This is a genomic window from Salinactinospora qingdaonensis (genome assembly GCF_039539445.1).
GTDB classification, from domain to species: domain Bacteria; phylum Actinomycetota; class Actinomycetes; order Streptosporangiales; family Streptosporangiaceae; genus Salinactinospora; species Salinactinospora qingdaonensis.
The window spans coordinates 1-13078 of record NZ_BAABDD010000033.1 but is presented as its reverse complement, the minus strand read 5'-3'; the positions used below and the strand labels follow the sequence as shown (position 1 = coordinate 13078).

The 13078-nt window shown below is 69.0% G+C and carries 9 protein-coding genes; 6 read left to right on the top strand and 3 right to left on the bottom strand.

Annotated elements, in window-relative coordinates; genetic code table 11:
* Positions 1 to 44 precede the first annotated feature (44 nt).
* The gene (gene glmS / locus ABD848_RS21650) at positions 45 to 1898 is read right to left on the bottom strand and encodes a glutamine--fructose-6-phosphate transaminase (isomerizing) (protein WP_344975819.1); all 1854 of its coding nucleotides are present in this window, start codon (positions 1896 to 1898) and stop codon (positions 45 to 47) included.
* Positions 1899 to 2238: 340 nt separating this feature from the next.
* Here glmS and coaA point away from each other — a divergent pair, with 340 nt between their 5' ends.
* The 3 genes from coaA to ABD848_RS21635 all read left to right on the top strand — a co-directional run bounded on the left by coaA (position 2239) and on the right by ABD848_RS21635 (position 4822).
* Positions 2239 to 3144, top strand: a complete 906-nt coding sequence (gene coaA / locus ABD848_RS21645; protein ID WP_344975817.1) for a type I pantothenate kinase — start codon at positions 2239 to 2241, stop codon at positions 3142 to 3144.
* Between the two features lie 132 nt (positions 3145 to 3276).
* Positions 3277 to 3648: a hypothetical protein gene (locus tag ABD848_RS21640; RefSeq protein WP_344975814.1), complete on the top strand. Its 372-nt coding sequence runs from the start codon at positions 3277 to 3279 to the stop codon at positions 3646 to 3648.
* Between the two features lie 31 nt (positions 3649 to 3679).
* Positions 3680 to 4822 (top strand): glutathionylspermidine synthase family protein, encoded by a 1143-nt coding sequence (locus tag ABD848_RS21635; RefSeq protein WP_344975811.1) that lies wholly within the window; start codon positions 3680 to 3682, stop codon positions 4820 to 4822.
* A gap of 15 nt (positions 4823 to 4837) precedes the next feature.
* On the opposite strand, the gene ABD848_RS21630 is transcribed toward ABD848_RS21635, so the two are convergent.
* Positions 4838 to 5350 (bottom strand): DUF4913 domain-containing protein, encoded by a 513-nt coding sequence (locus tag ABD848_RS21630; protein WP_344975808.1) that lies wholly within the window; start codon positions 5348 to 5350, stop codon positions 4838 to 4840.
* An 840-nt stretch (positions 5351 to 6190) separates the two neighbouring features.
* Here ABD848_RS21630 and ABD848_RS21625 point away from each other — a divergent pair.
* Positions 6191 to 7675, top strand: a complete 1485-nt coding sequence (locus ABD848_RS21625; RefSeq protein WP_344975805.1) for an NAD(P)H-hydrate dehydratase — start codon at positions 6191 to 6193, stop codon at positions 7673 to 7675.
* On the opposite strand, the gene ABD848_RS21620 is transcribed toward ABD848_RS21625, so the two are convergent.
* Positions 7647 to 8138, bottom strand: a complete 492-nt coding sequence (locus ABD848_RS21620; RefSeq protein WP_344975802.1) for an NUDIX hydrolase — start codon at positions 8136 to 8138, stop codon at positions 7647 to 7649. The genes ABD848_RS21625 and ABD848_RS21620 overlap by 29 nt on opposite strands.
* 232 nt (positions 8139 to 8370) lie before the next feature.
* Between ABD848_RS21620 and ABD848_RS21615 the strand changes: the two genes are divergently transcribed.
* Both ABD848_RS21615 and ABD848_RS21610 read left to right on the top strand, forming a co-directional pair.
* A complete protein-coding gene (locus tag ABD848_RS21615; protein ID WP_344975799.1) occupies positions 8371 to 9354 on the top strand; it encodes an endonuclease/exonuclease/phosphatase family protein in 984 nt (327 codons plus the stop codon).
* Positions 9355 to 9585: 231 nt separating this feature from the next.
* Positions 9586 to 11817, top strand: a complete 2232-nt coding sequence (locus tag ABD848_RS21610; RefSeq protein ID WP_344975796.1) for a PrsW family glutamic-type intramembrane protease — start codon at positions 9586 to 9588, stop codon at positions 11815 to 11817.
* Positions 11818 to 13078 lie beyond the last annotated feature (1261 nt).

The following is a 13078-nucleotide window of genomic DNA, read 5'->3' as shown; positions in this document are numbered from 1 at the left end:
TGATTGTTGGTGCCTGCCCGGCGCCCGAGGGCCCCGGGCAGGTCTCACTCCACGGTGACGCTCTTGGCGAGGTTGCGGGGTTGGTCCACGTCGTTGCCTTTGGCCAATGCCAGTTCGCAGGCGAAGACCTGCAACGGCACGGTCGCCACGATCGGCTGCAACAGAGTGGGAACCGCGGGCACCTCGATCAGTTCGTCGGAGAACGGGAGGACGGCTTCGTCCCCCTCTTCGGCGATGACGATAGTGCGAGCGCCTCGGGCGCGGATCTCTTGGATGTTGGACACGATCTTGTCGTGGAGCACGCCGCGCCCTTCTCGAGAGGGCACCACGACCACGACGGGCAGTCCGTTCTCGATCAGCGCGATCGGGCCGTGTTTGAGCTCTCCGGCCGCGAACGCCTCGGCGTGCATGTAGGCCAGCTCTTTGAGCTTGAGCGCGCCCTCCATGGCCACGGGGTAGCCCACGTGGCGGCCGAGGAACAACACCGTGGTGCTGTTGGACAGGGAGCGCGCGAGACGGCGCACCGGTTCGACCGTGTCGAGAACCTTCTCGACCTGTTCTGGCATGCGCGCGAGTTGGGCGATGATCGCGTTGATCTCGTCGCCGAACTTCAGGTTGCGTACCTGGGCGAGGTAGAGCCCGATGAGGTAGCACGCGGCGAGCTGGGTCAGGAAGGTTTTGGTGGCGGCGACTCCGACTTCCGGGCCGGCGTGCGTGTAGAGCACACCGTCGGATTCGCGCGGGATCGTGGAGCCGTTGACGTTGCAGATGGCCAGAACCCGAGCGCGCTGCTCGCGCGCGTAGCGGGTGGCCATCAGCGTGTCCATGCTCTCGCCGGACTGTGAGATGCCGATGACGAGGGTCTGGCGGTTGAGGATGGGGTCGCGGTAGCGGAACTCGCTGGCGACCTCCACTTCGCAGGGGATGCGGCACCAGTGCTCGATGGCGTATTTGGCGATCAGGCCGGCGTGGTAGGAGGTGCCACAGGCGATGATGACGATCTTTTCGATGTCTCGCAGGTCGCTGGGGCTGAGCCGCATCTCGTCAAGGGTGAGCGTGCCGTCGATGCCGACTCGCCCCAGAAGGGTGTCGGCCACCGCGCGCGGCTGTTCGACGATCTCCTTGAGCATGAAGTAGTCGTGGCCGCCCTTCTCGGCGGCAGAGACGTCCCAGTCGACGTGGTACTCGCGCACCGGGGCGGGGAGTCCCTCGTAGTCGGTGATGGTCACCGAGTCGCGGCGCAGCTCCACCACCTGGTCCTGGCCCAGTTCGACGGCGTTGCGGGTGTGGGCGATAAAGGCGGCGACATCGCTGGCGAGGAAGTTCTCTCCCTCGCCGCGGCCCACGACCAGTGGTGAGTTACGGCGAGCCGCCACCACGAGGTCGGGGTTGTCGACGCTCATCGCCACGAGGGTGAAGGCGCCCTCCAGCCGCTTGCACACCGCCCGCATCGCCGCAGCGAGGTCGTTGTCGCCGCGGTCTTTGAGCTCCTGGCTGAGCAGGTGAGCCGTCACCTCGGTGTCGGTTTCGGATACGAACTTGCAGCCGCGCTCTTCTAGTTCGGGACGGAGAGCGGCGAAATTCTCGATGATGCCGTTGTGGATGACCGCCACCCGCTCGTCGTTGTCGAGGTGGGGGTGGGCGTTGGTGTTGGTGGGGGCACCGTGGGTGGCCCACCGAGTGTGTCCGATGCCGATGCCGTCGGCTGTTCGGGGCCCCTGCTCAAGTGCACCGCGCAGGTTGGCGAGTTTCCCGGCGCGTTTCTCGGTTTCGAGCCTGTTGTCGTTGAGAACAGCGACGCCCGCGGAATCGTACCCTCGGTACTCCAGTCTCGCGAGGCCGTCGACCACGACCTCTAGCGCCGGTTGCGGCCCGACGTAGCCGATTATTCCGCACATGGGCGTCAGCGTAACTGCTGGAGACGGGTTTACCGAACCTCACACGGCGCCGGCCCAATCCACATCATTCCAGGTCGAGGTATAGACCAATTGGTTCCCGTAGCTGGGTAGGGCCAGGTGACAGTGACGTGCCGCCGCCCATACCGGCTACGGCGTCCTTCGAGGACAGCCCCATCATCGCTGTTGCGGATGCGGAAAATGTCTGAGCCGCCTCCCGTACGATACCGCGGCCGACGACACCGTGCGCCTGGCCCGGGCCGGTTCAGTTCCCGCCGAGGGCCACCGTCTAGTGTGGGCAAACGTGTCTCACCCGACGAAAAACGGCGTAGCGACGCCGTATGTGGAGCTTGATCGCCCCTCGTGGGCGGCGCTGCGCGCCGCCACGCCGCTGTCACTGACCGAGCAGGAGCTTGAGCGGCTTCGCGGACGGGCTGACCCCACCTCCCTCACGGAGGTGCGCGACATCTACCTACCGTTGTCGCGGCTGCTCAACCTCTATGTGAAGGCCACCCGGGAGCGGCACAACGCCGTGCGGGCCTTCTTGGGCGATGACGACCGCCCCAGTCCCTTCGTCATCGGTGTGGCCGGGAGTGTGGCCGTGGGCAAGTCCACCACGGCTCGGTTGCTCAAGGCGTTGCTCGAGCAGTGGCCCGACCACCCCCATGTCGAGTTGGTCAGCACCGACAACTTCCTCTATTCCAACGCGGTGCTGGCCGAGCGCGGGATCATGAACCGCAAGGGGTTCCCCGAAAGCTACGACCGGCGGGCGCTGGTGCGGTTCGTCTCGGCGATGAAGGCCGGCGCCGCCGAGCAGGAGATCCCCGTCTACTCCCACCTCGCCTACGACATCCTCCCCAATGAGCGCCAGGTGGTGTGCCGGCCCGACATCCTGGTGGTCGAGGGCATCAATGTGCTCCAGCCGCCTTCGGCGGGACGCCTTGCCGTCGCCGACTTCTTCGACTTCTCCATCTATGTCGACGCTAAGGTCGAGCACATCCGATCCTGGTACCTTGACCGGTTCCTGGAGTTGCGCCGCACCGCGTTCTCCGACCCGCGCTCCTACTTCCACCACATGGCCACCACCGTTGACGAGGCCGATGCACGCGGGTTCGCGCTGCGCACCTGGCAGACCATCAATGAGGTCAATCTGGTGGAAAACATCGCTCCCACCCGCGGTCGTGCCACCCTTGTCCTCCACAAGGGGGGCGACCACCAGGTGCGGAGGGTCCGGTTGCGCAAGACCTGACCGGATGCGGTCGCGCTAGAGGCAGAGGCACGGGGCGAGCGGAACCCCGAACCGGCGATATCCGTCACAGTAGGAATGCCCCCAAGAGCTCGCCTTGCGCGATCCGATCAGATGAGGAGGCCGGGCACCGTCATGCTGTCGCCAGACACGACTCCCCCCGAGCGCCGTCGCAGTTCCCCGGCTGTCGTTATCGGCGCGGTGAGCGCCTTGTCGTTAGCCATCGCCGGTTGCTCCAACGAGACGGTCACCGCCTACTGTGTCGACAGTGACAGCCTCGATCCCGACGGTTCCTACCGCACTGTCGATGAGGACCGTTGCGACGACGACCGCGTCTCCGGCACCGGCGGGGGCGCCTACTTCTTCTACTACGGCGGCAACCTCAACGGTTCGCGGGTGAAGGGCGGCTCTACGGCGCGTCCTGACGGCATCAAGATCGTCACCCAGCGCGGCACGGTCATCTCGCGCGGCGGCGCGGGAGGCCGGGGCGGCGGTATCGGCGGTTAGCGGTACCGTGCTCCGCAGCAGCAACAGTCCGGTGCGCCCGAACTGGGCGGAACTGGTGGAGCAACAGGGGCTCGGGTTTCACCGCGCCGTCCAGTCGGCCCACCTGCCTCGCCCTTACTGGGACGAGTCCGTCCACTACACCTTTGGCGCCGACGAAATCCGGCGGCTGGAGATCGATGTCGGCAACCTGCACACGATGTGCCTGGAGGCCGTCGACTACGTGCTCACCCACGACCGTTACGCCGACTTCGGCATCCCCGAGTGGGTGGCACCGGTCGTCCGCGACTCCTGGCGGCGCGGTGATCCCCACGTCTACGGCCGGTTCGACCTGTGCTATGACGGGGTGCACCCGCCCAAGCTGTTGGAGTACAACGCCGACACCCCCACCTCACTGGTGGAGTCGGCCATCATCCAATGGCACTGGATGCGCGACCGTTTCCCAACGGCGGACCAGTGGAACAGCCTCCATGAACGGCTCATCGCACGCTGGTCGCGACTGCGTCCCCGGCTTCCCGAGGGGCCGGTGCACTTCGCCTGGAGCAACGAAGACCACAGCGGGGAGGAAGCGCTCAACACCGCCTACCTGCAAGAGACAGCGCGTCAGGCGGGGCTGGTGACCCACGAGGTCGCTATTGAGGATCTGGGCTGGGATCACACGGCCCGCGAATTCGTCGACCTCGAGGAACGGACGATTACCGCGATCTTCAAGCTCTACCCCTGGGAATGGCTGGTCCACGACCGTTTCGGCCCGCTCGTCACCCGGAGCCTGTCGACCATGGTGTGGGTGGAGCCGATCTGGAAGATGCTGCTCTCCAACAAAGCCCTGTTGGCGATCCTGTGGGAGATGTATCCGGATCACCCCAACTTGCTGCCCGCCTACCTGACCGGCCCCGGCTCGCTGACGTCCTATGTCGTCAAACCGCTGCTCGGCAAGGAAGGTGAGGGCGCCACCATCGTGACTTCCCCTGGGCGATCCGCTTCGGCGCCGGGCGAGCACGGCACAGAAAGCTGTGTCTTCCAGCAATTCCAGCCGCTGCCCGAGTTCGAGGGGCAGCATCCCGTGCTGGGGGTGTGGCTGGTCGGCGACGAGGCCGCCGGTTTGAGCATTCGGGAGACCTCCGGGCCGATCACCGACGAGACCTCGTCGTTCGTCCCTCATCTCATCGCCGGTTGAGCCGACCGTCGCCGTTCACCCGCGCGCCGCCCGGCTGCGCTCGACATGGCCCGAGCGCGCATGGCACTCGGCGAAGGGACCGTCGGGCGAGGTCAGGCGCGCCAACGTCGGGTCGAGGTGGTCGCGGTGCCATACTCCCGGACCGGAAGGTCCCGCGGTAGCGGTGTCGGTGAGCTCGGTATAGGACAGCCGCAGCGCGTGCAGCCGTCCCACCGCCTCGTGGTGCTGCCACCACACCGGGCACCACACCGCCGACGCTCCGAGGTAGACGGGCAGCAGAAACTCATTGACCCAGGTGATGAGTGCGGAGAGTTCGGCCCGGTAGGCATCGGGCGTCATGTTGAAGATGAACGGGGGCGCCCCCTGGGACTCGGTGGCTTGGGGGTGGTTGTCTCCCGCCAGTTCGGTCAGTTGCGTCTGTAGCCTGATGACGTCCGCGCCGAGTCGGTGCATGGCGTTTTGCAGGAGCGTGACACGGTCGGTGAGACCGGCCTCGGTGGGGGCGATGCGGTCGTCGGTGGAAGTCATGGCGGAATCCTGTGCTGCTGTCGTTTTTCGAGGATCTACTACCTGGAATCGTGGGTTTCCGTGCGGGACACGGCAATCGGGGCGAAGGACACGCGCGGTTCGACTGCGGATGAAAAAGTGTTCTCTCGACCGTACGCGAGTTCCGTTCACGACCGTGTCCGGTTGCCGTTGTGTCCATAATCCACTGTGGGCCGGCGGAGCTGTGCCGTATAAACACCGTTAGGGGGCGATATGGGCGTGGTGTTGACGCATGGGACCACACAGGCACGATCGGGCTGGGAACGGCTCGCTAGCCAGTTGCGGGAACAGGGCCACCGGGTCGCGGTCCCCGACCTGCCCACCGACCAGCCGGACCTGACCGCGCGCTCCCACACCCGCATCGCCGGGGAGCAAGTCACGCGCCAGTCCGGCCAGCCCCCGGTCGCTCCCGTGGTCGTCGCCCATTCCGGAGCTGGCGCGCTCCCGCCAGCGCTCGCGGCCGAACTGGGGCCGCGCGGCTGGTGCGGCTCGCCGCCTTCCTCCCGACACCAAGGGCGGCAGAGGACTGCTACGAGGCGGCGGGGCGTGCCCGGGCTGGGGCGTGGCGAAGGAGTCTGGGGCTGGGCGAGGGCAGGGCGCCTGTCCATGAGCCGCCATTCGGAGCAGCCGCCCGCGTCACCGAGCGCCGCCCCCAGCCCGCTGCGGTACAGTCCCACGACCGGGGTGGCGGGCCACGCCGATGCTTGTGCAGCGCCGCCACGCCGGTGCTTTCGGGTGGCCTTCGCCCATCGGTTAGGGCATGCTCACGAGGATGCCCCTTAAGCCTCGGCAGGCTAGCTCACATCAACCGGGAGGTGCCGCGTGCGGTACGCACACGAAGTGGAGAGCGTCCGTTCGGCTGAGCACACGCTCATGGCGCAACTGCCCGAGGGCACGCTGATGGGCAGAGCGGCAGCGGGGCTGGCCGCCGTCTGCGCGCGGCTACTCCCGCGCGTGTACGGCTCGCGCGTGGTGCTGCTCGTGGGAAGTGGCGATAACGGCGGCGACGCGCTCTTCGCCGGCGCTCGGCTCGCGCGCCGGGGAGCCGGCGTGCGCGCGGTCCTCGTCGGCACGCACACCCACCAGGCCGGACTGGCCGCCCTGCGCGCAGCCGGTGGACGGGCCGTGGCCGCCGACGCCGCCCCCGCCGAGTTCGCCGCCGCTGATCTGGTCGTCGACGGTCTGCTCGGGATCGGGGGCCGTGGGGGTCTGCGCGAGCCGCACGCCACGCTGGCCGCCCGCGCCGCCGAGGCCGACGCGCCTGTTGTCGCCGTGGACCTGCCCAGCGGTATCGACGCCGACACCGGCACGGTCACCGGAACAGCGGTGCGCGCCGACGTCACCGTCACCTTCGGCGCCCACAAGCCCGGCCTGTTCATCGACCCCGGCGCCGAGCACGCCGGGGTAGTGGAGTTCGTCGACATCGGGCTCGCTCCCTATCTGGGGCAGCCGCGCGCGGTGAGCCCGCACGCCGCCGACGTCGCCGCGTTGCTGCCGCGGCCGGGCGCCGAGTCCAATAAGTACAGTCGGGGCCTGCTGGCGGTCGCCGCGGGCGGGGACCGCTACCGCGGCGCCGCGGTGCTGACCGTGGGGGGAGCGCTGCGCACCGGGGTGGGGATGGTGCGCTATGTCGGCCAGGAACGGGTCGCCGCCGAGGTCGTGGGCCATTGGCCCGAAAGTGTCGTCTCACTGCTGGAGCCCACCGATCCCGTAGCCGGCCTTCCCCAGCGCGTCGCAGCATGGGTCGTGGGGCCAGGGCGAGGACTCCACCCGGCGGCCACCGTCGAGCTGGAGACCATCCTCGCCACGGACCTGCCGGTGGTCGTCGACGCCGACGGTCTCAACCTGCTGGCCACATATCCCGGCATGGTGAGCGAACGAACCGCCCCCACGCTGCTCACGCCGCACGCCGGCGAGCTTGCCCGGCTGCTTCCCGGCGCCGAACGCGCCAAGATCGAGCAGCACCGCCTGGAATACGCGACCCAGGCGGCGGCCGAGTACGACTGCACGGTGCTACTCAAGGGGTCCACGACCGTTATCGCGCAGCCGCACGCTCCAGCGGTGGTCAACCCCACCGGAACCCCGCTGCTGGCCACAGCCGGCACCGGTGATGTCCTCTCCGGCAGCATCGGAGCGTTGCTCGCCGGCGGGCTCAGCGTGCGTGAGGCGGCGATGTGCGGCGCGTTCGTCCACGGTCTGGCCGCTCGGATCGCCTACGACGGCGCCCCGGTGTCAGCTTCGGCGCTGTACGCTGCCCTCCCGCTGGCTATCGACGAAGTCACCCGGATAGCTCGCGAGCGCGACTGAGCCCCAACGCCACGATGTCGGCTACGAAGGTGTGGTCGGGGTCGTTGGGGTCGGCGAGCAGACCCAGGTCACTCTCCTCGACCCAAGCGAATTCGGTGTGCTTGTCCCACTCCAAGGCGGGCGCGTCGAGGTCACCGGCCACGCGCACGAGATAGTCGACCTCGTGGCGCACCACGCCGTCGTCGGGGGTCCAGTCGAGGCTGCCCAGATCGGCGACGATCTCGGTAAGCTGCCAGCCGGTCTCCTCTGCGATCTCGCGCCGCAGCGCGGCGACGATCGTCTCGCCGGGTTCGACATGACCGCCCACGATGTCCCACGAGTCAGGGAAGATCCGCCGGTGCGGCGCGCGTCGCTGCGCGAACGCGCGTCCGTGGCCGTCGAGGATCACCGCGCCGACAACCCACCGGCGATGGTCGACCTCGGGGAGGACAATCCCCGAAGCGATGCGAACGTCAGTCTGCACCCGTGCCCTTCACTCTCCTCCTCGGCCCATACCCGCGGTTTGACCCTACCGGTGGCTGCCTGGGCTCTGGCGCGGCCCCAGCCGAGCCTGTCGAGCTGATCGTTCCCACTCGTTCCCCCGCCACCCGGTCACCGGTGCGGGGGAACGAGTGGGAACGATCAGCGTGGCTAGAGTGCGTATCCGAATCGTGGCGCGCATCTGGGGGCGAGAGGTCAGAACTAGAGGAGCGTACGTGAGTCAGAGCAGCCCTAGCGGTGGGGGGCTCATCCGCCGCCGACGATCCGTGCTGGCCGCGGTTGTGGTTCTCCCGTGGGCGGTGTGGGCCGTGATCCGCTGGTTCGGTTTGGAGACGGGCTACCCGCTCGTGCCCGCCCTGGCCTTCACCCCCTACGTGGCGGCCACCGCTATCGTGCCGGTGGCGGTCGCCCTGCTCCTCCGCCGCTGGGGTGCCGCAGCCGTAGCTGTGGCGGTGGCCGCCTCTCTCGTCGTCGCCGTGCTGCCCCGTGCCGTCGCCGCTCCGCAGCCCGACCCTGCCCCCACTGGCCCCCAGCTACGGGTGATGACGATCAACCTCTACTTCGGCGAAGCCGACCCCGGCACGGTCGTGGAGCTGGTGCGTCAGACCCACATCGATGTCCTCAGCGTGCAGGAACTCACTCCCGAGGCTGTGGCCGACCTTGACCAGGCCGGACTCGGCGAGACGCTCGGCTACGCGCTTCTTGAGGAGCGTTCCGGCGCCGCCGGCGGCGGCATCTACTCCCGCTACCCCCTCACGAGCGTCGGTGGTTCCACCGCGCAGCACTTCGCCATGCCCCGCGCGGCCCTCCGGGTGCCCGGAGCCGCTCCCCTGGAAGTCGTATCGGCCCATCCGGTCCCGCCCACCGGCCCGGTCACGGTCGACGAATGGGAAGAGTCGCTGGCGGCGCTTCCCGAGGCCACCCCCGAGGCCACAGCGCGGATTCTCGCAGGCGACTTCAATGCCACACTCGACCACGGCCACCTGCGTGACCTGATCGCCTCCGGCTACGTCGACGCAGCCGGCGCCGCCGGGCGCGGCTGGAGCCCCACCTGGCCCCAAGACGGCGGTCTGCCCGGCGTGACCATCGACCACATTCTCGTCGACTCCCGGGTAAAGGTCGACGAAACCAGGGTGTATCCCCTTCCCGGCACCGATCACCGCGCCGTACACGCCGAGTTGACCCTGCCGGGCACCTGAGCGCCGGAAACAGCGTCCCTGGCAAGGCCCGCCCGGCGCCCGCCCACGCCCCGCTACTCGCCCCCGTGGCCTCCGCCGGCGCACCGACCGCCAACAGACGACAGTACGTCACTGAGCCGCTGCTCCAGCCCCGATCGCGATAGCGTAGGCATCCCCCGGTCCCGTTGGCAGCGCGGCTAACGGGCGATGTCCCTCCTCCCCCGACAGCAGCCAAGAGAGTTAACGAGGGCTATGGACGAGCAGGCCATGCTCACGCGCGATCTCGTGTTGCGCCTCTGCGCCACCGCCACCGAATTCGACCAGCAGTGGATTCGCAGCGAACGCAAGATCGTCGTCCCCTTTACAGCGCCACGCGACACCGACCTGGTCGATGCCATCGTCGCCGCCGGCCGTGCCTTGGGCGTTCAGCGGCTGCTCATGTGCCGCACCAGCGGCCAGTACGCCTACGAGCCGGTGACCGACGTAGCCGCTGACACCGACGCGCTGGTCGATGTCATCCGCGGCTGGGGGGACACGCCCACCGATTTTCTCATCGCCGTCGAAGACACCTCCGCCGCCGTACTGGTCACCGCCACCACCCTGACCGTGGCGGCCGGCCCGGAGGTCTTCGTGCGCGAACTCGTCGGACGCGACATCGCTGCGGCTCGGGCCGACTTCGCCCGCGAGGCGCGCGAAGAACACGACAGCGACCTCATCCGCGCCGCCCACCGCTACGACTGTCTTGAACTGGGAGGGCGCCACTCCCGCAAGGAGCGCGGCCCCGGTCCTGACCTCGCCGAACGGTTCACCACCAGCATCGATTCGCTGCGGCGCAACGCTCCACGCACAGTGTCGGCGCTGCGCACAGCCCGCGGCATGTGGGGGTGGATCACCGTGGCCCTCCTCATCCCCGCTGCCGTCCTCGTCCCCGCAGCCCCGGCCGTCCTAGCGCTAACCGTGACCATGCTGTGGCTACTCGTGCAGCTCGCATGGCTGTCACGCTCCCGCACCGTCGGCTTCGCGGCCCTAATGCGGGCCCTGCTCGCCGGAGCCCTCGTCACCGTCCCCATCGTCGCGGCCGAACTCGCCCTCGCCGCCGCCGTCGGCCTGTCCGCCGATTCCCCCCTCGCTTACGCCTACATCGCCGTTCCCGTCGAAGAGATCGGCAAGCTCGCCCCCATGGTGCTGCTGTGGCTGGTGGCGCGCCGCCGGTTCCAGCGTTTCGCCGCCGTTGACTTCCTCCTGCTGGCTGCCGCCTCAGGTGCCGGCTTCCAACTCGCCGAACAGGCGCTGCAAATCCTGCCCGCCGGCGCCCAAGGGCTCGCCTTCACCCCCGCCCAGGGGATGTTCACGTTCTTGCCCGGCGGGATCGACGTGCCCGGAGCGGGGGTTCACTTTTCCGGGCACGCCGTCATCACAGGACTCGTCGGCGCGGCGCTGGGGCTGGCCGTTGTGGGAAGCCGCGTCTACGGGGCGTGGCTGTGGCTCCTCCCCCCGCTGGCGCTGGGCGCCGCCGCACTGGAGCACCTGGCCTTCAACGCGATGCTGGCAGGCTTGCAGCCCACCACTCTCACCGCCGTCGTCTTCGGCCTCTACGGTCGTGGCGCCGCCACCGTGGGGCTGCTGCTGGTGCTGCTCGTGGTGGCGGTGGTCATGGACTACCGGCTGACTCGTACCGCCGCCGACGTCACTCCGCCCCTGCCTGGACGCCCGCCGCTGGCAGGGCTGGTGCGGCGCGCCCACACGCGGGCCGTGCGAGTCAGGGTGCGGATTCCCGGCGACATCGTCCCCTTGTTCCGCCGCTACGGTCTCGCCTGGGCGCGTTTCCCAGTGACGCTCGCCGAGGCTGCGTCAGCGATGCTGCACGAGTTCACTCTCATGATCGTCGCGGCCTCTCGAGGGCCGGCCACGCTCTGCCGCACCTGGCGTTTCCTGCGCCAGCGCCGCGAGTACGCGATGGGAGCCGCCCGAGCCAACGGCCGGCCATGGCGCAGGATGCCTCCCGTCGCCGAGTTGGGCGCCGTCGAGGAGTGGTTGTCGGCACGGTTGGGGGCGGCCACGGGAGCCGTCGCGGTCACGACGGCGGCGTCCCTGGCGGTGGTACTGGTGCCGTGGGCCGCGGTGACGGCTACGGCGGTCACGGCGCCTCCCGAGGACGGTGGTGCTTACGCGCTCGCGTCCCTACGCATGGCCGAGAGTTGGTTCACCGGCCTTAGCGAGGGGACGCGGACGTGGCTGTGGCTAGGGACGGCAGCACTGGTCGGACTGCTGGCCGTGGGGTGGAACGTGCCGCACGCCCACCCCAGCATGCGCCACTTCCTACGCGAGCCGCGCGCCAACATCAGTGGCTTCTTGGGAGCGCTGGCGCCCGGTCAGTTGCCCTACGCCATCGTCGGTGTGGCCGGCATGGCGCTGCCGGCAAGCACGACCCGCCTGCTCAAGCCCGAGGAACGCCGGGCTCCCTTCGCCCCCACCGGCCCGTAGTTCGGACCCTGCGCAGCCCAGTCGGCACCATCGGCAGGGCTGTAGCTCATGACGGGGGCTGTGAGGGGCAGTAGAGGCCGAGACGGTGGGGAAAGGGGTGGTCTTTGTCGGGGGCGGCCGGTCAGGGCTATCCGGTGTCGACCGGCCGCGAGGGCGGTGGGTGGGTGGTGCGTGCCGAATCGGTACTGCCCCGCTGGGGCGGGGTGGGTGACGAGGGCAGCGAGGGCCGGCGGTGTGGGTCTCTAGGGGGCATCAATCGGGGTGGGTGGCGTTGGCTCGTGCGTTGATCGTTGCGTGGTCCCGGCGGTCTTGGCGGGTGGGTTGGGGGCTGTTGCTTGTCCGGGGGTGGAGAGGGTGCTGTTCGTTCGTGCCTCGATCGCTGCGCGATCTCGGCAGCCTGAAGGGGGCGCGGTGGCGGGGGTGAGGTGGGAAGAGTGTGGGGGCACGGTGGCTCCGGGGTGTGTGAAGCGCTACGAGTAGCCCTCAGCGTGAAGGAACGCTGCTGTAGCTCGAAACGCAACAGCGGGTGACATCCCCCACCTCGGGTCTAGCGGCAGGCGTGCCCGCTGCGCCGCGTTGAAAGCCGCGCTCCTGAGCCACCCCCGCCTCGGGTCTAGCGGCAGGCGTGCCCGCTGCGCCGCGTTGAAAGCCGTGCTCCTGAGCCACCCCCGCCTCGGGGCTCGCGACAGGCCCCGCCACGCCGCGGCAGGGGGCAGCCGCCGTGCTCCACATGGGTACCGGCCTCGACGTAGCAGCGCCCCGTGGCAAAGGGGCGCCCTCTCGCAGCACGGCGCCAGGCTAGGGCACCCCGCCCCCGGATACGGGCTATCGCGATTTGGCTGGTCCGCGTCAGGGTGTTGCCCACGCCTAGGGCGCCCGCCTCAAGTACAGTCCGCCCTCAGTAGTGGGGTGAACTCCCGTGGGGCGCGGCGCTAGGGCACCCCGCCCCGAGATACGGGCTATCGCGATTTGGCTGGTCCGCGTCAGGGTGTTGCCCACGCCTAGGGCGCCCGCCTCAAGTACAGTCCGCCCTCAGTAGTGGGGTGAACTCCCGTGGGGCGCGGCGCTAGGGCACCCCGCCCCGAGATACGGGCTATCGCGATTTGGCTGGTCCGCGTCAGGGTGTTGCCCACGCCTAGATCGTTGATGGGAATCTTGTGGCCGGTCGCGGACATGGCGAAGGGCGCCCATGATCGATGTGTGACCAAAAACCTGGACGCCCTTCTGACCGCACTCTATGTCCATCTGGACGACCATGTCC

Bases quoted from the DNA above. Each gene is read 5' to 3' on its own strand.
- glmS (WP_344975819.1), bottom strand. From the start codon at position 1,898: ATGTGCGGAATAATCGGCTACGTCGGGCCGCAACCGGCGCTAGAGGTC.
- ABD848_RS21640 (WP_344975814.1), top strand. From the start codon at position 3,277: ATGCTGTCGCCAGACACGACTCCCCCCGAGCGCCGTCGCAGTTCCCCG.
- ABD848_RS21630 (WP_344975808.1), bottom strand. From the start codon at position 5,350: ATGACTTCCACCGACGACCGCATCGCCCCCACCGAGGCCGGTCTCACC.
- ABD848_RS21610 (WP_344975796.1), top strand. From the start codon at position 9,586: ATGGACGAGCAGGCCATGCTCACGCGCGATCTCGTGTTGCGCCTCTGC.